Source organism: Nocardia sp. NPDC020380 (assembly GCF_044386975.1).
Lineage (GTDB): Bacteria > Actinomycetota > Actinomycetes > Mycobacteriales > Mycobacteriaceae > Nocardia.
Genome location: NZ_JBIRVQ010000003.1, coordinates 83,706 through 106,429 on the forward strand (window position 1 = coordinate 83,706; position 22,724 = coordinate 106,429).

At 67.3% G+C, this 22,724-nt stretch carries 21 protein-coding genes; 10 read left to right on the forward strand and 11 right to left on the reverse strand.

Annotated features, from left to right (window positions below; genetic code table 11):
• Window positions 1-29 precede the first annotated feature (29 nt).
• From ACH438_RS07825 to ACH438_RS07845, 5 genes are all read left to right on the forward strand, one after another.
• Window positions 30-1,106 (forward strand): ATP-binding cassette domain-containing protein, encoded by a 1,077-nt coding sequence (locus ACH438_RS07825; protein ID WP_397003684.1) that lies wholly within the window; start codon window positions 30-32, stop codon window positions 1,104-1,106.
• A gap of 46 nt (window positions 1,107-1,152) precedes the next feature.
• The gene (locus tag ACH438_RS07830; protein WP_397002477.1) at window positions 1,153-1,986 is read left to right on the forward strand and encodes an ABC transporter permease; all 834 of its coding nucleotides are present in this window, start codon (window positions 1,153-1,155) and stop codon (window positions 1,984-1,986) included.
• Window positions 1,986-2,807 carry an ABC transporter permease gene (locus ACH438_RS07835; protein ID WP_397002479.1) on the forward strand — a complete coding sequence of 274 codons (822 nt, stop codon included), beginning with the start codon at window positions 1,986-1,988 and terminating at the stop codon, window positions 2,805-2,807. The genes ACH438_RS07830 and ACH438_RS07835 overlap by 1 nt, the downstream gene beginning before the upstream one ends.
• Before the next feature lie 98 nt (window positions 2,808-2,905).
• Window positions 2,906-3,418, forward strand: a complete 513-nt coding sequence (locus tag ACH438_RS07840) for a peroxynitrite isomerase (protein ID WP_397002481.1) — start codon at window positions 2,906-2,908, stop codon at window positions 3,416-3,418.
• A gap of 279 nt (window positions 3,419-3,697) precedes the next feature.
• Window positions 3,698-3,907, forward strand: a complete 210-nt coding sequence (locus ACH438_RS07845) for a hypothetical protein (protein WP_397002483.1) — start codon at window positions 3,698-3,700, stop codon at window positions 3,905-3,907.
• Window positions 3,908-3,917: 10 nt separating this feature from the next.
• Here ACH438_RS07845 and ACH438_RS07850 read toward each other — a convergent pair whose 3' ends face one another.
• From ACH438_RS07850 to ispG, 3 genes are all read right to left on the reverse strand, one after another.
• Complete coding sequence (locus ACH438_RS07850) at window positions 3,918-5,705, reverse strand: penicillin-binding transpeptidase domain-containing protein (protein ID WP_397002485.1); 1,788 nt, start codon at window positions 5,703-5,705, stop codon at window positions 3,918-3,920.
• A gap of 105 nt (window positions 5,706-5,810) precedes the next feature.
• Window positions 5,811-6,674, reverse strand: a complete 864-nt coding sequence (locus ACH438_RS07855) for a GNAT family N-acetyltransferase (RefSeq protein ID WP_397002487.1) — start codon at window positions 6,672-6,674, stop codon at window positions 5,811-5,813.
• Window positions 6,675-6,742: 68 nt separating this feature from the next.
• Window positions 6,743-7,876, reverse strand: a complete 1,134-nt coding sequence (gene ispG, locus ACH438_RS07860; protein ID WP_397003686.1) for a flavodoxin-dependent (E)-4-hydroxy-3-methylbut-2-enyl-diphosphate synthase — start codon at window positions 7,874-7,876, stop codon at window positions 6,743-6,745.
• Between the two features lie 207 nt (window positions 7,877-8,083).
• On the opposite strand from ispG, the gene ACH438_RS07865 reads away from it, so the two are divergent.
• The 3 genes from ACH438_RS07865 (at window position 8,084) to ACH438_RS07875 (ending at window position 10,395) form a co-directional block, all read left to right on the forward strand.
• Complete coding sequence (locus ACH438_RS07865; RefSeq protein ID WP_397002489.1) at window positions 8,084-8,773, forward strand: endonuclease V; 690 nt, start codon at window positions 8,084-8,086, stop codon at window positions 8,771-8,773.
• 81 nt (window positions 8,774-8,854) lie between these two features.
• Entirely contained in the window at window positions 8,855-9,994 is a 1,140-nt protein-coding gene (locus tag ACH438_RS07870; RefSeq protein ID WP_397002491.1) for a hypothetical protein, read from the forward strand.
• Window positions 9,995-9,996: 2 nt separating this feature from the next.
• A complete protein-coding gene (locus ACH438_RS07875) occupies window positions 9,997-10,395 on the forward strand; it encodes a hypothetical protein (RefSeq protein ID WP_397002493.1) in 399 nt (132 codons plus the stop codon).
• Here the strand turns inward: ACH438_RS07875 and ACH438_RS07880 are convergent.
• Window positions 10,370-11,584, reverse strand: a complete 1,215-nt coding sequence (locus ACH438_RS07880; RefSeq protein ID WP_397002495.1) for a M50 family metallopeptidase — start codon at window positions 11,582-11,584, stop codon at window positions 10,370-10,372. The genes ACH438_RS07875 and ACH438_RS07880 overlap by 26 nt on opposite strands.
• Window positions 11,585-11,606: 22 nt before the next feature.
• Window positions 11,607-12,746, reverse strand: coding sequence for a 1-deoxy-D-xylulose-5-phosphate reductoisomerase (gene dxr, locus ACH438_RS07885; RefSeq protein WP_397002497.1), 1,140 nt, complete (start codon window positions 12,744-12,746; stop codon window positions 11,607-11,609).
• Window positions 12,747-12,875: 129 nt separating this feature from the next.
• Between dxr and ACH438_RS07890 the strand changes: the two genes are divergently transcribed.
• The gene (locus ACH438_RS07890) at window positions 12,876-13,160 is read left to right on the forward strand and encodes a DUF2631 domain-containing protein (protein WP_397002499.1); all 285 of its coding nucleotides are present in this window, start codon (window positions 12,876-12,878) and stop codon (window positions 13,158-13,160) included.
• A 97-nt stretch (window positions 13,161-13,257) separates the two neighbouring features.
• Here the strand turns inward: ACH438_RS07890 and ACH438_RS07895 are convergent, their stop codons facing one another.
• The 6 genes from ACH438_RS07895 to ACH438_RS07920 form a co-directional block, all read right to left on the reverse strand.
• Window positions 13,258-13,935 (reverse strand): hypothetical protein, encoded by a 678-nt coding sequence (locus tag ACH438_RS07895; protein WP_397002501.1) that lies wholly within the window; start codon window positions 13,933-13,935, stop codon window positions 13,258-13,260.
• A gap of 265 nt (window positions 13,936-14,200) precedes the next feature.
• Entirely contained in the window at window positions 14,201-14,875 is a 675-nt protein-coding gene (locus ACH438_RS07900; RefSeq protein WP_397002503.1) for a hypothetical protein, read from the reverse strand.
• Window positions 14,876-15,097: 222 nt separating this feature from the next.
• Window positions 15,098-16,081, reverse strand: a complete 984-nt coding sequence (locus ACH438_RS07905; protein WP_397002505.1) for a cytochrome c oxidase assembly protein — start codon at window positions 16,079-16,081, stop codon at window positions 15,098-15,100.
• A gap of 122 nt (window positions 16,082-16,203) precedes the next feature.
• Window positions 16,204-17,478 (reverse strand): lipase family protein, encoded by a 1,275-nt coding sequence (locus ACH438_RS07910; RefSeq protein ID WP_397003688.1) that lies wholly within the window; start codon window positions 17,476-17,478, stop codon window positions 16,204-16,206.
• A 166-nt stretch (window positions 17,479-17,644) separates the two neighbouring features.
• Entirely contained in the window at window positions 17,645-19,324 is a 1,680-nt protein-coding gene (locus tag ACH438_RS07915; RefSeq protein ID WP_397002507.1) for a metallophosphoesterase, read from the reverse strand.
• Window positions 19,325-19,479: 155 nt separating this feature from the next.
• Window positions 19,480-20,175 carry a TetR/AcrR family transcriptional regulator gene (locus tag ACH438_RS07920; protein ID WP_397002509.1) on the reverse strand — a complete coding sequence of 232 codons (696 nt, stop codon included), beginning with the start codon at window positions 20,173-20,175 and terminating at the stop codon, window positions 19,480-19,482.
• Window positions 20,176-20,272: 97 nt separating this feature from the next.
• Between ACH438_RS07920 and ACH438_RS07925 the strand changes: the two genes are divergently transcribed.
• The gene (locus tag ACH438_RS07925; protein ID WP_397002511.1) at window positions 20,273-22,708 is read left to right on the forward strand and encodes an MMPL family transporter; all 2,436 of its coding nucleotides are present in this window, start codon (window positions 20,273-20,275) and stop codon (window positions 22,706-22,708) included.
• The last annotated feature ends 16 nt before the right edge of the window (window positions 22,709-22,724 follow it).

The window sequence follows — 22,724 nt, forward strand, 5'->3', positions numbered from 1 at the left end:
CCGACAGCGGCAGCGCCGATAACACTCATATGCAGACCAGCACCCTCGACGGCGTGATCGTCGAAGACGTCGAGAAATCCTTCGGCGCCGTCCAGGCCCTGCGCGGCATCACCTTCAAGGCCGCCGCCGGTGAGGTACTGGGCATCCTCGGCCCCAACGGCGCCGGCAAGACCACGACCGTCAATATCCTCTCCACCCTCATCGCACCCGACAGCGGCCGCGCCAGCGTCGCCGGGCACGACGTGGTCACCGAGGCCGCCGCCGTCCGCCGCAGCATCATGCTCACCGGGCAGTTCGCCGCCCTCGACGACGCTCTCAGCGGCTACGAGAACCTCGTCATGTTCGGCCGGCTCATGGGACTGCGCAAACGCGCCGCCCGCGCCCGCGCCGACGAACTCATCACCGAATTCGACCTCACCGACGCCGCCAAACGCCGCGTCGGCACCTACTCCGGCGGCATGCGGCGGCGCATCGACATCGCCTGCGGACTCGTCGTCCGGCCCGAGGTCGTGTTCCTCGACGAACCCACCACCGGACTCGATCCGCGCAGCCGCCAAGGCGTCTGGGACCTCGTCGGCGGCTTCCGCAAACACGGCATCACCACCCTCCTCACCACGCAGTACCTGGAAGAAGCCGACGCGCTCTGCGACCGGATCATCGTCATCGACCACGGCGTCGTCATCGCCGACGGCACCGCCGACGAACTCAAGGCCCGCACCGGCGGCAGCTACTGCGAAATCGTGCCCCTGCGCATGGAAGACCTACCCGCCATCGCCACCGCCCTCGGCGACCTGCTGCCCGCCGCCAATCGCCAAGCGCTGAACGCGGATTCGGACCGGATCGCCATTCCCGCACCGGAGGGCTCGAAGACCTTGGCCGAGGCGCTGCGCCGGCTCGACAGCGCCGGACTGGAACTGGTCGACATCGCACTGCGGCGGCCCTCGCTCGACGACGTGTTCCTGGAACTCACCGGGCACCGGGCCGAAAACAACTCGGCGGCAGCGGGTTCCGGCGGCAAGCACCGCGCACCGGACGGCCGGTTCACCGGCGACGAGCGAACCCTGAGCGTCACAGTGCCGTTCACCGATCGGGGGGATCGATCATGACCGCTCGCAGGGCCGCGATCCGCACGCCCGGCCAGGAGGCCCGGTCATGACCGCCGTCGAGACCACCACCAGCGCGTGGCTCACCAGCGTCCGCGCCACCCCGGCCACCCTGGCGCAGTGGTGGGTGCTGACCACGCGGCTCATCGTGCCCTCGGTGAAGACCGGGGAGATCATCACCGCGATCCTCGCGCCGGCCACCTTCACGGCCAGCTTCTATATACCACTGAACCGCGTAATGTCCTTCGCCGGACTGAATTTCAGCAGTTACGCGCAGTTCATGACGCCCATCGTCATTCTGCAGGCCGCCGCGTTCACCGCTGTCTCCGCGGCCTTCCGCGCGGCCACCGACGCGGTGTCCGGCTTGGACAAGCGTTTCGACGCCATGCCCATGCATCCGCTGGTTCCGGTCGCGGCGCGCATGTCCTCCAATATCTTCCGGCTCGCCATCGGGCTGGTCTCGGCCGTGGTGTGCACGCACATCATCGGCTTCCGGTTCCACGGCGGGACCGCGCACACCCTCGGGTTCCTGGCGCTGGGATTGCTCATCGGCGGCGCGTTCTGCCTCGGTGCGGACGCCATCGGCACCTTCACCCGCAGCCCGGAGGCCACCACGCAGATGCTGGTGCTGCCGCCGCTCATCCTCGGCATGCTCTCCACCGGACTCGCACCGGCGCAACAGTTTCCGCATTGGGTGCAGTTCTTCGTACGCAATCAGCCGGTCTCGCAGTTCGCGTACGGACTGCGCGCGCTCGGCGGTGACACGCTCGGCCGCGCCGGTGCGGTGAACTGGTCGCTCATGGGTCCGCCGCTGGGCTGGATCGCGGCCATCGTCGTGGTCTCCTGCTTCTTCATCGTCCGCCAGAACACCAAGAGGTCGTGATGGCCACCCTCGAACGCACCGATATCGCCGACACCATCGTCGTGCCGGAGAGCTCGATTCCGGCCCTGTTGCGGCACACCTGGATTCAGACGCAGCGACTGCTGCTGCGCTGGGTGCGCGATCCGATCACGTTGCTGGAGACGCTGATCGTGCCGTGCCTGCTGCTGCTCATGCTGGACATCGTGGTGGGCAGTCAGATCCAGAAGTTCTCGGGACACAGCGCCCTGTACGGGTCCACGCCGATGGTGACCCTGGTGGGCGCGCTGTCGGGCACCGTGGCCAGCGGCATCATGCTCGGGCGCGAACGCGAGGCCGGGATCCTCGCGCGCTTCTGGGTGCTGCCCGTGCACCGGGCCTCCGGGCTCGCGGCGCGCATCCTCGCCGAGGGGTGCCGCATCCTCTGCGGGACGGTCGTCATCATCCTGTTCGGTATGGCGCTGGGCTTCCGGTTCCGGGAAGGGCCGCTGGCCGCGTTCGCCTTCCTGTGGATTCCGGTGCTGTTCGGGCTGGCCTTCGCGACCATGGTCACCGCCATCGCGGTGTTCACCGCCAAGTCCACGCTGGTCGAGGGCGTCGCGCTGCTGTCGTCGCTGCTCATGTTCTTCAGCACCGGATTCGTGCCGATCGGCGCGTACCCGAAGTGGATCGCGCCGGTGGTGGAACATCAGCCCATGTCGGTCGCGGTCGACACCATGCGTGCGCTGGCCGAGGGCGGACCGCTCGCCGGGCCGCTCCTGAAGACGGTCGCGTGGTCGGTCGGCCTGATCGTCGTGTTCGCGGTGCCCGCGGCGTGGGGTTACCGGCGCGCCAGTCGGAAGTGACGCCTGATATCGGGAGTGAAACCTGATATCCAGACCCCTTGCCGTAAATACCGGCCGCTGGGCGCGTCGTCCGGCGGTGCCGCGGGCGCGGGCGCATTATGCTGTCCGCCGTGCCAGACCCGCAGCCCGACATCGCGCCCCACCCGGATATCGCCCACCTCGCGCCCCTGCTGGGCGTCTGGCGCGGCCGCGGGCAGGGCGAGTACCCGACCATCAAGAACTTCGAGTACCTCGAAGAAGTGCACTTCGGTCACGTCGGGCGGCCCTTCCTCACCTACCGGCAGCGCACCCGCGCCGCCGACGACGGCCGGCCCATGCACAGCGAAACCGGGTATCTGCGCGCCATTTCCGAGGACCGCGTGGAATTGATCCTCGCGCACCCCACCGGCATCACCGAGATCTGCGAAGGCACCCTGGTGACCGACGACGACGGGATGCGGATCGAACTCGACTCCACGGCCATCGGCATGAGCACCAGCGCCAAATCGGTCACCGCGCTGGGCCGGACCATCACCGTCGCCGGGGACACGCTCAACTACACCCTGCGCATGGCCGCGGTCGAGCAACCGCTGCAACATCACCTTGCGGCGACCATGCAGCGGGCCAATTGAAAATGAACTTCAGGCTCTTACCCTTGGCCTGACCTGGAGATTACTCTCCCTTGGAGGGGACCGCCGGACAATTGCGGGTTGCCTCGGACATCGGTGACGGATTACCGTTTCTTTCGTTGGCAAACAGTTAGCCAACACTGAGTCCTATTCACGGCCAAGCATCGTCACAGGTGGGAGCCGTCTTGGCGGTCCGCGTGAATAAGCCTCATCAATGAGCAGTGGCCATCCGGAACAGACCGTTCGGGTTTACTAACTCATCTCCAAACAAGGGAGCGCCCTATGAAGCGTTCAGCCCTTCTGCTGTTGACCACCGCGGGCATGATCCTCGCCGGAGCAGGCGTCACGGAAGTTCTCGGCGACGCCTCCGCCGCCGGCCCGCCCGCGAAATCCCTGGCACAGCAGCGTTATGTCGCCGACCCCATCGGGGAAATCCGTCCCGCAGCCTGCGTGAACGCCACCCCGCTGCCCTCCCGCTTCGGCGACCGCTGAACGCGAATACTCAATACCCCGCGGGCAACGCCGTGAGCATGTCGCGAGTCACCGCGACCGCATTGTCGGAACTCCCGCCCCGCACCACCAGCGTCGCCCACGCCATATCCCCGCGGTAGCCGATGAACCACGCGTGCGAACCGCCGTCCACCTCGGCCTCACCAGTCTTGCCGTAGACCTCGCCCTGATCGGCGATCCGCTCGGCCGTACCGCTCGTGACCACCTTGCGCATCATCTCGCGCAGCCCGTTGATCACCTCCGGCGACAACTGCGGATGATCACCGGACACCTGCGTGGGATGACCCGAGATCAGATACGGCACCGGCGTCGAACCGTGCGCCACCGTCGCCGCCACCAACGCCAGCCCGAACGGGCTCACCAGCACCTTGCCCTGCCCGATACCGTCCTCGGCCCGCTGCACCAGATCATCGTCCTGCGGCACCGAACCCGACACCGTCGGCAGGCCCGCCACCGTGTAATCCGGGCCGATACCCAGCGCCGACGCGGCCTTCTTCAGATCGCCGCCACCCAGCTCCGAGGCCACGTTCGCGAAAGCGGTATTGCACGAACGCGCGTACGCGGTCGACATGGCCACATTGCCCAGCGCGAAGTTGTCGTAATTGGGAATCGTGCGCTCCCCCACCACGATTCGGCTCGGGCACGGCACCGTGGTATCCGGATTGGCATGACCGTCGGTCATGGCCGCGGCCGCCGTGGCCGTTTTGAAGGTCGATCCCGGCGGATACAGGCCCGAAGCCGCCACCGGACCGTCGTTGTCCGCCGCCGCGTTCTGCGCGATCGCCAGCAGCGCGCCCGTCGACGGCTGGATCACCACCATCATGGACTGCTCGGTGCGGCCGTCCACCGCCCGCTGCGCGGCATTCTGCACATTGCGATCGATGCTCAGCGAGAACGACGGAGAAGTCTGCGGCTCCACCTCTTTCAGCACATCGGTATCGGCGCCGTTCGCATTCACGGTCACGACACTCCAGCCCGATTTACCGTCGACTTCATCGATGACCGTCTTGCGCACCTGGGTCATCAGATCCGGGGCGAAACGGCGATCGGTGGGGACCAGATCCCATTCCTTGGCGAAAGTCACCCCGGGTAGCCCGAACAGGTTCGCGCTCACCTGGTTGTATTCCCATTCCGACAGCATCGCGGCGGTATAGCCGCCATCGGATTTACGGGCATTGCGGAGAATCGAATCGGCGGTGAAACGATCGTCGAAGGGCTGCAAGGCATTCGCCAGCGCGGTGGCCACCGCATTCGGATTCGTTGCCGCCGCGGGCTGGAACGTCAGCCGATACACCGCGCCCGGCACCAGCACATCGGTGCCGGCCCGCTCGTTCACCCGGGCGCGTGGGGCCGGAATCACCCGCATCTGCAATGTCTGCGTATTGCCCAGCTGCGGATGGATATCCGCCGAATTCCAGCGCACCATCCAGCGGCCGGCACTGCGGCCCATCTGCAATTGGCCGCCGTACTTCCACACCCGATCCTTGGGCAGATGCCATTCGTAGGTGTAGTCGACCACCGCGGTATCGCCGGTGATGCGGGCATCGCCGGTCGTGGCCACCAGCTTCTCCGCCTTCAGGCCGTCCCAGACCGAAGCCAGTGCGGGACCGGAGGTTTCGGGCAGGCTGGTATCCCGCGCGGCGGCCTCCACATCATGGCGGGCGAAGGCGGAGACGAAGGCGTCCGCGACCTGCGCCGGTCCCTGCGGAGCGGAGGTACACCCGGCTACGGCTACCGAGACCGCGCCGGTGATCAGCATGGTGAGCACCCGTTTCGACATCGGCACAGATGCTAGAGCCAACTATGAGCAAACACGGGCGACACACTGGGGCGTAAAGGATTTCAGGGAGAAGTCACAGACACCGGTCAATGCCGACATCGCCGGTCAATCCAGCAGCACCGTCGCGAACGTCGCGATCTGCCGGAAACCCACCTTCGCGTACGAGCGGCGCGCGGCCTCGTTGAAGCAGTTCACATACAGGCTCGCGGTCCGGCCCGAGGACACCACCACATTCGCCACCGCCGCCGTCCCCGCGGTGCCGAAGCCCTTGCCACGGCAGTCCGGATGCACCCACACGCCCTGGATCTGGCCGGTCCGCCGCGACATCGCGCCCACCTCGGCCTTGTAGACCACCTCACCGTCCTCGAAACGCGCCCAGGCCCGGCCGGTTTCGATCAGGTTCTGCACCCGGCGGCGATAGCTGCGGCCACCGTCCCCGCTGCGCGGATCCACACCGATCTCCTCGGTGAACATGGCGATCGCGGCCACCAGATAGCGCTCGATCTCATCCGGGCGGACGCGGCGCACCCGTAGATCGGGCGATACCCCGGCGGTGCGTTCCAGCGCCAGCAGCGGCTGATCGTCGCGTAATTCGCGCGCCGGACCCCACTGCCCGGCCAGTAGCTCCCACAGCGGCAGGGCCAGCTCCCGGCGGCCCACCACCGAAGAACAGATCCGCGGGCCGCGCACCGCACGATCGGCGAAGGCGCGCAGGTCATCCCGCGCGCCACGTAAGGGAACCAGATTGGCTCCGGAGAAACACAGGGATTCGCCCGGACCGCCGCGGCTCCACAGTTCCCCGTAGACACCGCGGGAGTCCAGGCCGTACTCCTGCAGACGCGCAGCCACCATGCAGCTCGCGACCGGATCATCGTCGAGCACTCGCAAAACCTGCGTCAGATCGCGGTTCGCGAGCAGGCGCGCACCGGACGCTCTGGCCCGGCGGGTCGGCTCCAGCACACTCCGCACGTTCACAGCCTGCCACGAACTGTGAAACCGCGCCGCACATTCGGCTCGGACGAGTGGGCCACCAGGACTTATCCCGCGGTGACGACCGGCGCGCCGCTGCCGGCGTCCTCGCCCATCTGCTCCGCGATGCGCATGGCCTCCTCGATGAGGGTCTCCACGATCAAGTGCTCGGGGACGGTCTTGATGACCTCGCCCTTGACGAAGATCTGGCCCTTGCCGTTGCCGGAGGCGACACCCAGATCGGCCTCGCGGGCCTCACCGGGACCGTTCACCACGCAGCCCATGACGGCCACGCGCAACGGCACTTCCATGCCTTCCAGACCGGCACTGACCTCGTTCGCGAGGGTGTAGACATCGACCTGGGCGCGGCCACACGAGGGGCAGGACACGATCTCGAGCTTGCGCGGGCGCAGGTTCAGCGATTGCAGGATCTGATCGCCGACCTTGATCTCCTCCACCGGCGGCGCCGACAGCGACACCCGGATGGTGTCACCGATGCCCTGCGACAGCAGCGCACCGAAGGCGGTGGCGGACTTGATGGTGCCCTGGAACGCCGGACCGGCCTCGGTCACACCCAGATGCAGCGGGTAGTCCGACTGCGCGGCGAGCTGGCGGTAGGCCTCCACCATGATGACCGGGTCATTGTGCTTGACCGAGATCTTCAGGTTGCCGAAGCCGTGCTCCTCGAACAGGCTCGCCTCCCACAGCGCGGACTCCACCAGCGCTTCGGGGGTGGCCTTGCCGTACTTGTCCATCATTCGCTTGTCGAGGGAACCGGCGTTCACGCCGATGCGGATCGGGATGCCCGCGTCACCGGCCGCCTTGGCGACCTCTTTGACGCGGCCGTCGAATTCCTTGATATTGCCCGGGTTGACCCGGACCGCGGCGCAGCCCGCGTCGATGGCGGCGAAGATGTAGCGCGGCTGGAAGTGGATGTCGGCGATCACGGGGATCGGGGACTTCTTGGCGATGGCGGCCAGCGCGTCGGCGTCCTCCTGACGCGGGCAGGCCACACGCACGATGTCACAGCCGGACGCGGTCAGTTCCGCGATCTGCTGCAGGGTGGCGTTGATGTCATGGGTCTTGGTGGTCGTCATGGACTGCACCGAGATCGGGAACTCGCTGCCGACCCCCACCTTGCCCACCATCAGCTGACGGGTCTTACGGCGCGGCGCCAGGACGGCCGCCGGTGCGGACGGCATCCCCAAAGCGATGGCACTGCTCACGATCGGTTGCCTACTTCCTGTTCGTCCTCACACCCTTCCGGTCCCGAGCTTACCGACGCGCGGATACCGGTTGCCCTGTGACGGCGGCGACAAGGCTACACATCCCGAGCGTCCGGTACGGCACCGGAGGGCCCCTACACTGACTATTCGTTACAGGTGATGCGAAGGTTTACGGAGCGAAAAGTGAAGGTAGCGAAGACAAGTCCGTGGCCCGCCACCCCCGAGCAGGCCATCGCCCTACAAGATCGTCTCCGCACCCAGGTGATCACCGAAAACCCCCGCCCACCCCGTTTCCGCACGATAGCGGGACTTGACTCGGCCTACGACGACCACGGCAACGTGGTGGCCGCCATAGTCGTCCTCGACGCCGAAACCCTCGAGACAGTCGAGACCGCCACCGCCCGCGGCACCACCGATTTCCCCTACGTACCCGGCCTACTGTCCTTCCGAGAACTCCCCACCACCGCCGCCGCCCTCGAAACCCTCACCGTCACACCGGATCTCCTCATCTGCGATAGCCAGGGACTGGCCCACCCCCGCCGCTTCGGCTTCGCCTGCCACCTGGGCCTCCTCACCGGCATCCCCACTGTGGGCGTAGCCAAGAACGCCTGGGGCGACTACTCGGACCCGGGCCCCACCCGCGGCTCCTGGTCCGAAATCACCCTCGACGGCACCCCGGTAGGCCGAGCCCTCCGCACCCGCACCAACGTCAAACCCGTCTACGTCTCCGTGGGCCATCTCATAAACATCGACACCGCCTGCACCCAGGTCCTGACCCTCACCCCGGAATTCCGCCAACCCGAAACCACCCGCCGCGCCGACGCCCTCTGCCGAAAGCTGTTGCGCAACCTGGCAACCGGCCAGCCCGGCTGATTCCGCTCGATTAGCGGCGCGGTCGCCCCTGCGACACAATGACCCCGAGCAAGATCAACCGGGGGTAGGGGGATGCGTCCTATGCGGCGAATCGGTCAGTCACGTCGTCATTCGATCCGGGCGGGGCGCGGGCGGGTACGCGTGATCGGCGTGTTCCTGGCCATCGCGTCCGCGGTGGCGGCCCTGGCCGGCTGCTCGACCATGCCGGGACACCCGATCGCCGCCCAGGACAAGGTGCCGTTCTACTACGCCGTCACCGATCTGCTGACCCAGTCGGTCGCGCATTACGTGAGCTCGGAGCCCGGGCGATCGTCCACTTGGGACCTGCGCGCCACCACCGGCGGGGAGGAGATCGGCGCGGTCACCACGGGCGGACAGCGCAGCGATGCGCTCGCGGTCGGCGGACGGACCTATGTCAAACCGCCCGCGACGGCGCTGCAGAACAGCCTTCCGTCGAGCGTCTCCGCGGATTCGGTCGCCGGGAAATGGCTCTCCGGCAACGATGACCTCGCCGCCGCGGTGCCCGCCGGTTCCTGGTCACCGCGGACCGTGGGCACGGCGTTGCTGAACGCACTCGACCAGACCGGCGAGTTTCCCCGCTACGGCGCCCCGATCGTCCAGATCGGCAATGACCGCGCACTCGAAGTGACCACTCCGATCGGCGCGCTCGATGTCTCGGATACCGCGCCCTATCGGGTGCTGCGACTCACTCCGGCAGCCCCGGTCACCGGCGAATCAGCCACCCGCACAACCGCTCCGGCGCCCCCCACGACCGCGGACGACCCGGACCCGGCCACCGGCTCCCCCGGCGCTCCCGCCCCGGCCTCCGAACCCTCCCCGATCACAACCGATTTCGGCCCGATCGACTTCGTCCCGATGTCCCCCGCCGACATCGACGGCACCTACACCGATCTGATCGCCCAGACCCAGCAGCTCAGCGCCGCCGTCGACCTCGGCATCAACTTCGACTTCAGCCAGACCGGCAATATCAACTGCTCCGACACCAGCTGCACCGTCTCCGCCGACGTCACCACCTCGACCACTTCCACCCGCAAGGCCAACCTCTCGGGCAATGTCTCGGTCTCCATGACGTCGACGGTCACCGTGGACAGTCGTCCCGCCGGCGGCTGTGCCACCACCGGTACCCTCCCGGTCAACATTCGCCGGGCATCCAATGAATTGCTGAAGCAGTACATCAATGAAGCGGGAGGATCGCGCTGACGATGTCGAATCCGAATAGTGTGCCGGAGGCGGAACTCGAGCGGCGACGGGAGCTGGCGAAAAGGGTTCGCGCAGAGCTGGAGCGGGCTGGATTGCCGACGCTCGAGGCCGCCGGGGCCGTGGGGTTTGCCGGGGCCGTGGTGGGTGTGGATCCGGGCGATGATTCGCTCGGTGGGGTGTTCGTCGATTGGCAAGCCGATTCCGCACTGAGGAAGGCTGCGGCTGCGGCGGTCGAGGAGTCACGGTTCGACGATCCGGCTATCCGCCACAACGGAATTGTGGCGGAGCAGATGGGTGAAGCGATCTCGGGGATTCTGCGGTCGGCGGGGTTCGAGACCGAGATCGACGATGATCTGGCCCCTTCCGTCGTTCACGTCACGGGAACAGCTTCACGGGATTGACGATGTCGGCTACCAGGGTGAGGACCATGTAGGCGCCGCCTATGACGACTACTACGTAGGTGGCTGGGAGGAGTTTCATGTAGTCGACGGGGGCGCCGGGGGCGAGGCCCTTGCGGCTGCGGAAGACGTTGCGGATCTTTTCGTAGATGACCACCGCCATGTGGCCGCCGTCGAGCGGGAGGAGGGGGAGGAAGTTGAAGGCGCCGAGGAAGAAGTTGAGGCTGGCCAGGGTGAGGATGAAGAGGGGCCAGGCGTCGTGCTGGACCGCCTCGCCGCCGATTCGGCTGGCGCCGTAGACGGAGACGGGGGTTTCGGGGTCGCGGGGGCCGCCGGTGACGGCCTTCCAGAGGTCGGCGACCTTGGCGGGCATCTGGGCGAGGGATTGGACTGTGCGCTCGCCGATTTCGCCGGTGAAGACCACCGACGCCGGCAAGGCCGAGAAGAAGTTGTGGTGGACCGGGGAGTAGTAGTCCTGGCCCACACCGACCTTCGCGACCGTCTTGGGGGTCTCGATCTTGTTGCCCTTGTCGTCGACGTAGGTGGTCGCCTCGACGGGGGTGATCTGGACGTCCTTGGTCTGGTCGCCGCGCTTGACGGTGTAGGTGAAGGCGCCGGTCTGCTTCTCGGTGAGGGTCTTGAAGTCGTTCCAGGTCTTGATGGGGGTGCCGTTCACGGCGGTCACGATGTCGCCGCGCTGCAGGCCCGCGCGCTGGGCGGGGCCGTCGCCGGTGCACTTGGCGTAACTGCCGTCGGGCAACTGGTTGGCGACACAGCTCATGGCGCCCAGCTGCGTGGCGGGCGGGGAGTCGAAGCGCGGCAGACCCCAGCCGACCGCGAGGATCACGATGAGGATGTAGCCGAGGATGAAGTTCATCAGGATGCCGCCGGACATGACCAGCAGCCGCTTCCAGGCGGCCTGCCGGTACATGGCCCGATCCAGGTCCTCGGGTTCCAGCTCGTCCAGCGCGGTCATGCCGGCGATATCGCAGAAGCCGCCGAGCGGCAGCGCCTTGAGACCGTATTCGGTCTCACCGCGCCGCCACGAGAACACCTTCGGGCCGAAGCCGATGAAGTAGCGGCGCACCTTCATGCCGGTGGCCTGCGCCGTCCACATGTGGCCGCACTCGTGCAAAGCGACCGACACGGTGATACCGAGGGCGAACAGAACGAAGCCGATCGCGAAGACCATGCGGTACCGATTCCTCCTGCTGTCAGCCGCGCACCAATGTGCGTGCGGTTTCACGCGCCCACGCATCGGCCGCGAGCACCTCGTCCAAGCTACCGGGTTCCGCTGTCCAGCGGTCGGCGGACTCCACGACCCGCGCCACCGTGCGCACGATGTCGGGGAATCGGATGTGACCGTCGAGGAACGCCTGCACGGCGATCTCGTTGGCGGCGTTGTAGACCGCGGTCACACAGCCACCGGCCTCACCGGCCTGCCGGGCCAGCCGGATGGCCGGGAACACTTCGTCGTCGACGGGCTCGAAGGTCCAGGTGGCGGCGGTGGACCAGTCGCAGGCCGCGGCCGCGCCGGGCACCCGGTCCGGCCAGCCCAGGGCCAGCGCGATGGGCAGCTTCATATCCGGCGGGCTGGCCTGGGCCAGGGTCGAGCCGTCGTGGAAGGTGACCATGGAGTGCACGATGGACTGCGGGTGCACGGTCACATCGATGCGGTCGTAGGGCACACCGAACAGCAGATGCGTCTCGATGAGTTCCAGGCCCTTGTTCACCAGCGAGGCCGAGTTCAGCGTGTTCATCAGACCCATGGACCAGGTCGGATGTGCCTTGGCCTCGGCCGGATTCACCGATTCCAGCATGTCGGCGGTCCAGCCGCGGAAGGGTCCGCCCGAGGCGGTCAGCACCAGCCGGGCCACCTCGTCGGCGCGGCCGCCGCGCAGGCATTGCGCGAGCGCGGAGTGCTCGGAGTCGACCGGCACGATCTGCCCGGGCGCGGCCGCGCGAGTGACCAGCGATCCGCCCGCGACCAGAGATTCCTTGTTGGCCAAGGCGAGTCGCCGCCCGGAGTCCAGGGTGGCCAGGGTCGGTTCCAGTCCGAGCGAGCCGACGAGCGCGTTCAGCACCACGTCGGCCTCGGTGCGCCGGACCAACTCGGTCGCGGCGTCCGGACCGGCCAGCGGCACACCGAGTTTGGCGGCGGCGGCCTCGTCGGCGACGGCGACGTTGCGGGTGCCGGTGGCGGCGATCTGCTGTGCGAGCAGCTCGGCATTGCCGCCACGCGCGGCCAGTCCGACCACTTCGAAGCGGTCGGGGTTGGCGGCGATCACCTCCAGCGCCTGGGTGCCAATGGAACCGGTGCTGCCCAGCAGCAGAACTCTCACGATGTCGGACACGTGCTTATTTTCCCCTGACCGGATCCCGGATGCTTTCGGCCCGCCTCGCCGCAGACCCTGCTGGCTACGACGGACGGTCGTATGCCACCATATGGCTCAGTAATCTATTCGAGCCATGAAGGAGCGAAAGTGGCCGCCACGGAACTGGAACCCACGCACAGCGCAGCTGTCGTCACCAAGGTCGACACCGCCGAGGTTCCGTCCGCCGCTTGGGGTTGGAGCGGCGAATCGCGTCGGGCCGCTCGCACGGCCGGCTGGGTCGTCATCGTGATCCTGCTCGCGATGCTGTTCGAGAACCAGCAGGGCAGCAACTCCGGCACGGGCAACACCGGATACATCTTCCTGATCCTGATCTCGATCGGCCTCGCGTTCGTGCTGATCCGCGACTCGATCATGTCGCGCAGGCAGCGCTGAGACAGCAGCGAATCAGCCTGGCGCACCGCCACGCAACGTAATTCGGGCCGGATCACCGAGAGGTGATCCGGCCCGAATCGTGTTCCGGCTCAGGTGCTCAGGAAGCTGCCGGGGTGGAGTCCGGCGCGCTCAGGCGCTGGGCCAGCTGGATGCCGACCACGACGAGGGTGGGCACACCGGCGATGATCAGGCCCGCGGCGGCGCCCAGCGGGATGCCGATGGCCGCGCCCGCGACGCAGCCCGCGATGCCGGTCGGCACCGAGAGGACGGCGACGCCGAGCACCGCACCGCCCGCGGCGCCGATGACGCAGCCCGCGACGCCACCGACCAGGGTGCCGATCAGGGTGCCGATGGAGCTGGCGAGGCCGAGCTCGTTGACCGCGGCGGAGAAGGCCGCGTCCTGGTCGGCCTGGTTGGCCACATCGTGCAGGACGGGCGCCGGGGAGGCGTCGGCCGGGTTCATGTCCGGGGTGAGGGTGGCGGTATTGCCGTCGATCTGGGCGTCGACCGGGTGGGCCAGGCCGTCGCCGGTGGTCACGAAGCTCAGCGGGAAGGAGGTGACCAGGGCGCCCTGGGTGTCGCGCACCTCGAACTGGCCGTTGGCGGCGTCCAGCGAACCCAGGTCGGTGTTCAAGACCACCGACTGACCCTCGAGCTTGGTGTTCCAGTGGATTCCGGGGCCGGCCGCGGCGGGATCCGCATTGGCGGTGCCGGCGGTGATACCCAGAGCAGCGATGGCCAGAGCCGAGGTGACGGCAAACTTCTTGAACTTCATCAGAAAAACTCGCGCTTTCTTCAGTGGGAGCAACCCTTGCTTGGGAGCGAGGTCCTCATCGAGCACCCGACTAGAGAGTCCTCGGCAAATGTTGCAGAAATGTTGCTTAACCGTGCTCGAATCGCAAGTTCGCTTATATTTTTCGTAAAGAGATGATAAAAACCCTTTCGATCACCCCCGCTAGCAACAATGCAGCGCATAAAAAAGTGGGCTTCCCCACACTTGAACAGTGCGGGGCAGCCCACTGGCAAATTAGACGTTCCGGCTACTGATTGGCTGGATCGTTGATGCGGTTGAAGAAGCCGATGCCGACGACGACCGCGGCGACCACACCGGTGATGATCAGCCCGGCCATGCCGCCGATCGCGCCGCCGGCCACCGCACCGGCGATACAACCGCCGATCGGGCCCAGGCCGAGGAACACGACGCCCACGACCATGCCCGGCAGCAGCCCGAGCGCGCAGCCGCCGACCGCGCCGACGATGGTGCCGACCAGGGTGCCGATGGCGGTGATGATGCCGTACTGGGTCGCGGCAGCCGAGAGAGCGTCGTCGAAGGCCTTCTGGTTCGCGACGTCGTGCAGCAGGCCGGACGGATGCGCGGCGGCCGGGTCCTTGCTGGGCGTCAGCACGGCGTGCAGGCCGTCGATGGCGACGCCGATCGGGTATTCGAGATCGCCGAGCGTGTAGCTCATCGGAAAGCCCGCGACGACATTGCCCTGGTTGTCGCGCACCTGGAACTGATTGTCGGCGGTGTCGAGTGAGCCGGCGTCGGTGTCGACGACCACGGAATCGCCTTCGATGTGGGTGTTCCAGTGGATGCCGGGGGCGACCTGGGCGATGCCCTGATCGATGCCGCCGAGGAGGTCGGGGATGACAGGCAGCGGGGCAGGATCGGCGTGCGAGGTTCCGCTGGCGATGCCGAGGGCCGCGATAGCCATGATTGAGGTCGCGGCAAATTTGCTGAACTTCATTCTTCTCAGGACTTTCATACGGCGCAAAGCTACGCATTGTCGGAGGTGGGGGACACCTTCGGCCGCCCTAGTCGAGTGTCCAACAATTCGTTACTGAAAAGTAGCTGAGAAGCTCTTTTAATAGCCGATATCACCGGCTCGCCGATTTTGTGGCGCACCACACACGACTGTTCGAGGCGCGCCACACGCTCAGCGGCGGAAACGGTCCCGCAATTGCGGATCGTTCTCCCACCACAATCCCGTGGTCGCCGGCGCCGAATCCTCTTCGACCGCGAATCCCCTGCGCGCGCTGACCTTTCCGGCCTTCGCCCGCACTTCCTCGGCATCCAGTTCCGCATCGAGTTCCCGGGCCTTGCGGCGCTCGTCCGCATTCCAGGCCCGCATGACGACCAGGGCATAGATCAGGCCGAGAAAGTCTCCCAGCAGCCACAGGATGCCCGCGCCGATCGTCTGATCCGTGTGCAGATCGGGCCCCCAGGCGCGGCCCAGGGATTCGTAATACCCGCCGCCCACCAGCGGGCCCAGCCACAGCACGATGCCGAGAATGCCGTCGGCGATGGACTCCCCGATCGTGATGAGCACCGAGAAACCCTGATTCACATGTTTCGGCGTCGGATCGACCTGCAGGCGCGAATAGAAGTAGAGGAACCCGATGACCACCAACAGGATTCGGGTGAACGCATCGATTCCACCGTGCCGCAATACCGCCTCGAGCCAGGGCGACATCAGCAGCACCCACGGCAGCGCCAGGATCAGCAGCGACGGCACCGCCGGATAGGTGAGGAAGCGCGCGACGGATCCGGACAGCGCCGCGTCCATGCGTTCCCGGGCGCGCGGCGGCAGAGCCTCGCGCAGCACGGTCATGGGCGCGCCCGCGGCGAGCGCGAACGGCACCAGGTACAGCAGCAGCAGGATCTGCAGCGCGCGCACCCAGAACAGGGTGTCGGAGTAGACGCCGATGAGGCTGATGCCCGTCAGTAGCCATATGCCCAGGCCCGCCACCCCGAAGGTGACGGCCCGCCGGACGGGCAGCTCCGCGCCGTTGCGCCGGGCCTTGACCCAGCAACCTGCGTAGACGAGGGCGAGCAGCGCGGTGACCAGCACAGTCGAGGTGTCCCACCGCCATGAGGTCACCAAACTGCTCATGTGCAGCGGTGTTTCGATCTGTACCACGGCACCTAGTATGCGCCGCGCCGTCATACGGCTCGCAGGGCCTCTCGGACCGGCGGGCCGGCACTGCTCGGATTGGCAGTACCGGCCCGCGAATCATGCTGCGGTGCAGCAGGATCGGCTCGTCACAGTTCCGGGGTGAGGGGATTTCCGGGTGCGATACTGCCGCAGTTGCCCGGAGCGGCCTGCCCGGCGAACCGGTCGTCGATCCAGAGCAGGGCCGCCGGCATCCACGGGGCCATGGCCGGAACGTGGCTGAGCAGGTCGTACTGCTGGTATTCGATGGCCGGGTTGCCGGTATCGCAGTACTGGTTGGCGAGGGCGCGCACGTCACCGGCGACCATGACACCGTCACCGGGGCCGATGCCGCGCCTGCCGCCGTCGGTGCCCTCCAGCACGCCGTTGGCGCCCTGGCCGATGAACATCGGGATGGTCGGGGTGGGCGCGAGCCCAAGGTCGATCTTGCGGACGGCGTCCACGAACGGCGGCACGCTGTTGGGATCGGCGTACTCGGGCTTCGCGAGCTGCTGCCACGTGAGCCCCGGGTACTGGAAGAGCACGTTGGCGATCGAGGCGTACCGCAGCTTGTCGATGATCTGGGCGCCGTGCGGGTTCAGGTAGGGCGCGAAGTCGACATCGTAGGAGCGGGCGATGCCGATGACCGCCATGGCCGCGACGCCGGACCAGCCGGTGCTGCCGCTGACGTAGGAGAGGTTGCGGGCCGGATTGACCAGCACGCCGCCCTCGGCCGCGCCGACCAGTTGATCATTCACGTCCGGGGCGTAGCTGGGTGCGAGGGCCGCGGCCCAGTCGGTGGCGATCGCGCCGCCCGAGTATCCGATCATGCCGATCCGGGTGCCCGGGTTCAGCCCGGTGTCGGGTGAGTGGGTGGCGGCGCGGATCGAGTCGAGGGTGTTCATGCCGTACTCGGGTCCGGCGGCGAAATCGGCCTGCTGGCCCTCGGTGTCGGCGACGATCACCGAATAGCCCTGTGCCAGCGACGGTGCGATCAGCGCGGCTTCCGAGGTGTTGACCAGGCCGCCGAAGGAGACGTCGCCGGCGATGGCGCGGGAGGGACTGTCCTCGGGGTTGAGGGAGTCGTAGAAGGATTGGTAGGCAATGGCTTTGGCGGGGTTACCGCCGGGCGGCACCAGCACGGAGGTGACATTGACGGTGGGTCGCTGCTGTGCGTCGGTGGTGCGGTAGAGCAGCTGGACCGCGGTGACTGGGGCCGGGAGGCCGGCCACGTGATACGGAATGGTCCGGGTATCCAGGACGGTGCCAGGTTCGAACGCGGATAACGGTGTGGCGCCGGTGTATTCGTAGAACGCGTCCGGTGCGGCCCCGGCCTGTGGTGCGCAGATCGCCGACGGGGCAGCCACCAGCGCGAACGCGGCCATAGCGGTTGCCAATGGAACACGTCCTTGTGTTTTTCTCAACTCCAGAGTTCCCCTCCATCACGGGCGTCGAGAAGACGCTGGTCAGAGCCCACTGACCACAACCGGACACTATTGTCCTGTTACCGATTGGTAGTGTGAACGTGTTCTTTCGAACCGTCAAGAGTTGCTATCGCGTCACCAGGCGCCGATAGGTGACCTTGTCGAATTCCTGGCCGTTCTCGTCGACGGCGGTCACATCCATCTCACTGGAGAAGACGCCGGGCCGCACATCCACGCGGATGAACGAGTAGCGCGCATACCGCACCCGGGACCAGTTGGCGTCCTCTTTCCGGTCCTTGCCGTCGGAACCCCACAGCGTGCTGCCGGGCACGAAGGTGTCGGGATTCTCGTGGCCCCGGTAGGTTTCGCCGGCCGCGAAGGTGCCGTGCACCGCGCCGCCGCCACCGACCACGTAGTAGACGGTGCCGTCGGTGTCGGGGTAGACGATCGAATTGTCGGGCGCCGGTTTGACGGGTTGCCCGCCGCGGATCGGGTCGGTGCGCTCGAAGTTGTGGTTGTGGCCCTGCAGCACGAGGTCGACCTTGTGCTTGTCGAACAGGTCCGCCCAGGCGCCGCGCACGCCGCCGTCACTGGCGCCGCCGATGCCGGTGGCGTAGGCGCATTCATGGAAGAAGCACACGATGAAGTCGATGTTCGGGTCGGCGCGGTACTGCCCGAGGGTCTGGTCCACCCAACTGGTCTGTGCCCCACCGGAATAGCCGAGGTTGGCCTGCACCTGGTAGCTGACCTCGTTGGCGTCCAGGGAAAGAATGGCCACGTTCCCGTAGGTGAAGGAGTACACCGAGGGGCAGCCGGCCGGGCCGCCGCCGGGCAGGTCCAGGCGGGACATGATGCCGCCGTAGCCGTGGGTACCGTAGACGGCTTCCATATCGTGGTTGCCGGTGGTGAACATCCACGGCACCCGGGCGGCGCTGTTCTCGATGGCCTGGAAGTAGTAGTCCCAGGTGAAGGGGTTGTAGGCGTCGATCTTGTCATTGGGCGCGGCGCCACTGGGCACGAACCAGTCCGGGCCGCCGCCATGCGAGGTGTCGGCGTAGCAGATATCGCCCGCGAGAATGTGGAAGTCCGGGTTGTTGGCGACGATCTGGCGCTGGATGTTCTCCATGTTGCGGGCGCCGGGCGCATCGCCCTGGCCGTATTTGTTGCGGTAGGCGCCGGCGGGCATGCCCTCGGGCTGCTTCGGGGTTTCGTCGATGCCCTGGTCGCCCATCATGGTGAAGCGGAAGGGCAGCAGGGCGGCGCGGGAGCTGGGCATGGCGGGACTGGCCGAAACCACTTCGCCCACATAGCCGTCGGAGGTGCGCCAGCGGTAGAAGTGCGGCAGGCGGCCGGGCAGGCCGTCGACGGGTGCGTGCACGTAGAACTGTTCCGCGGCCAGCACTCCCCCGTCGGTGCGCGGCACCTGGGTGACCAGGTTGCGTACCTCGGCTTCGATGGTGCCGCCGAGCGCGGGGGTGGGGCCGTGGTCGAGGAAGACCTTGCCGGAGCCCGGGTTTCGTGACAGCTGACCCGAAAAGCGCAGCTGGCTGGCCGCATCCGGGCCGAAGCCGACATGCCGGCCGCCGACCGCGAGGGGTGCGTCGTCGGCGTAGGCGACCTGGCTGAAGACGCCGGCGAATCCGGCCGCCATGGCCGCGGCGGTGCTGCCCCGGAGAAAGGTCCGCCGGCTCACGCGGTGTCGTTTCAGGAAGGAGCGGTGCCAGTCGTACTGCTCGTCCATGGTCATGTGCGCGGCGAGATGAGCCGGAATGCCCGTGCGAGGCAGCAGGCCGGGGGGATTCAACATCCAGGCAACCTTGTCAGCGTGAGTTCGTGGGGCGTCGAGCGTGAGTCCGTCGGCGTCGTCGAGCACGCCGGCATCGTCGTCATCAAAACGCGGCCAGCTTACGGACACACGACACACCGGTGAACGCAGAGCGTTTCACGTGCGGAAGGTCGGCGTCAGGCGTCGAGGGCGATGTGCGGGTCGGTGGATCGGTACGGTTCGGCGTGCGGGCCGGTGGCGAATCCGCGCAGCACGGTGGCGACCGCGTGCCGGATGGCGGCCTCGCGTTCCTCGTCGGAGACGTCGGCGAGCGGACCGTCGACGATGAGCCCGGCCAGCCCGTGCACGGCGGCCCAGCCGGTGAATTCGGCGCCCGGGCGCTGCCGCGGGTCCATGAAGCCGACGGCGACCAGGCCGTCGAGGCCGGTGGCGAGCAGCGCGAAGATCGGGTCCTCGCGTACGTCCTTCTCGACGTCGATCTCGCCGATGCAGAAGGCGGTGCGGAAGAGTCCGCGCTCGCGGTCGGCGTATTCGATGTAGGCGCGGCCGGCGGTGGCCAGCTGCGCGATGGCGGTGGCGGTCGGATCGGCTTGCGGGGGAACGCTTTCCATGGCGCTGCTGAGCGCTTCGAACAGGGCCTGTTCGGCTTGCTCGCAGACGGCGGTGAGGAGTTCCTCGTGGTTGGTGAAGTGCCGGTAGGCGGCGGTGGCGGTGACGCCGACCGCGCGGGCGGCGGCGCGGACCGTGACGGCGCTGGGGCCGCCGATCTCGGCCAGTTGCGCGGAGGCCTGCACGAGGGCATTGCGCAGGTCGCCGTGGTGGTAGGGACCTTCGCGAACCGGTCGCTGAGCTGCATCGTCGGAGCTGGTCACGAAGTCAATGTTGACACCTGTACAGATTGCGTGGCAAGTTAACACCCATAAAGTTCACGCCTGCCCACATTCATGCCCGCATTCGAAGGAGACGCCGATGAGCGGATTTCTGGGGCGACTGGGAGATCTCGCCTTCCGGCGCCGCCGCGTGGTCCTCGCCGTATGGACAGTCCTGCTGATCGCCCTGATCGGCGGCGTCGCCACCGCCGGCGGCCACCTCGACGACCGATTCACCGTGCCCGGGGCCGAATCACAGCAGGCGCTGGACACTTTGGAGAAGTCCGCGCCGGAGGCCGCCGGGGCCACGGCACAACTGGTGTTCACCGCGCCGCCGGGGCATCGCATCACCGAAACCCCATATACGGCGGCCATTCAGCACACCCTCGAAGTCGCGGGGACCGCGCCCGGCGCGGCCGGGGTCACCACACCACAGCAGACCGGCACGATCTCCGCCGATCAGCGGACGGCCGTGGCGATGGTGCATTTCACGGGTGACCGCTCCCAGGTGACCGATGCGGCGCGCACCGCCGTCGAACAATCCGCGACCTCCGCACGCGACGCCGGACTGGACGTATCGGTCGGCGGATCCGCTTACGGCGTGGGGCAGATGCATCCGGGCATCACCGAAGGCATCGGCCTGGCGGTGGCGGTACTGGTGCTGTTCATCACCTTCGGATCGCTGCTGGCGGCTGGAATGCCTTTGCTGTCAGCCATTTTCGGCGTCGGCATCACCGTGGGCGGACTGCTCACCCTGAGCTCGGTGGTGTCGGTGTCCTCCACCGCGCTGACCTTGGCACTCATGCTGGGCTTAGCGGTCGGCATCGACTACGCATTGTTCATCCTGTCCCGGCATCGATCGCAGCTGGCGGCCGGGCTCACGCCGAGAGAGTCTGCGGCACAAGCGAATGCGACGGCGGGCAGCGCGGTGGTATTCGCGGGCGCGACCGTGATCATCGCCTTGGCGGCACTCAGCGTGATCGGCATCCCGTTCCTCACGGTCATGGGCCTGGCCGCGTCCGGCGCGGTGCTGGTCGCCGTCGCCGTGGCCACCACCCTCCTGCCCGCCCTGGCCGGATTCTCCGGTGAGCGGCTGCGGCCCCGCGTGGGATCGCGGGCGCACCAACGCGCGACGAGCACAGGCCCGAACGGGCCGCCGACCGGCCCGAACGGCGTTACCGCACGCACGAACGGCGTTGCCGCACGGGCGAACAACGTCACCACACGCGCAATCGCCGTCACCGCGGGCTCGAACAGTGCTGCCGCGGGATCGGACAGTGCAGCCGCGCGCTTGAGCAGCATCGCTCGGTTGAGCAGCATCGCTCGGTTCAGCGGCATCGCTCGGTTCAGCGGCATCGCTCGGTTCAGCGGCATCGCTCGGTTCAGCGGCATCTCTCGGTCGCGGGCTGCCGCAGGCTCGGATGTCATGGGCGCGCGATGGGCACGATTGGTTACCAGACGGCCGGTGGTCACCGTGCTGGCCGTGGTCGCTGCGCTGGCAATGCTGGCCGCGCCTGTCACCGCGCTGCGAATGGCATTGCCCGACAACGGTTCTGCTGCGATCGGTAGTGGTCAGCGGGAGGCCTACGACACGATTGCCGAGAAGTTCGGGGCCGGGTTCAACGGTCCGCTGGTCGTTGTGGTGGATGGTGGCGCGCAGGCGGCGCAGTCGGTGGCGGCGTCGGTGCGGAAGCTGCCGAATGTCGCACTCGTCGCACCGCCGCAGGCCACGCGGACTGCTGGTCAATCGATTGTGATGGTGGTGCCGTCGACTGCTCCGGAGACGCAGCAGACGGCCGATCTGGTGCATTCGATTCGCGGCGATATTCCGGGTTCGGTTCCCGGAGCGCGGGTGGCGGTCACCGGTGATACCGCTGTCACCATCGATGTCTCGCAACGTCTTTCGGCTTCACTGGTCCCGTTCCTGGGGATCGTGGTCGGCCTCAGTCTGCTGTTGCTGATCGTGGTGTTCCGGTCGATCGCTGTGCCGGTGAAGGCGGCGCTCACCTTCCTGTTGTCGGTCGCGGCCGCGCTGGGTATGACTGTGGCGGTGTTCCAATGGGGTTGGGCCGCAGATCTTTTCGGCGTTTCCCGGCTGGGTCCGGTGGTGAGTTTCCTGCCGATCATCCTGGTGGGCGTTCTGTTCGGCCTGGCCATGGATTACGAGGTGTTCCTGGTGTCCGGTATTCGCGAGCAGTGGACGCGGACCGGTGATCCGGCGGCTTCGATCATCGAAGGCGCGCGGCACAATGCGCGGGTGGTGACGGCGGCGGCCACTATCATGGTCGTGGTCTTCGCCTCGTTCGTTCCGACCGATGATGCCCTGATCAAGCCGATTGCGTTCGCCTTGGCGGCCGGTGTGCTGATCGATGCCTTCGCGGTGCGCCTGACCTTGGTCCCGGCAATACTGGCACTGCTGGGCCGGTATGCCTGGTGGCTGCCGCGCAAGCTCGATGCGATCCTGCCGAGGGTGAATATCGAAGGCACGCAGGAAGAAAAGCCCGAGCAGCGTACGAAGGAATTGGTTTCGGCGTGATCGCCGGGCCGGTTCC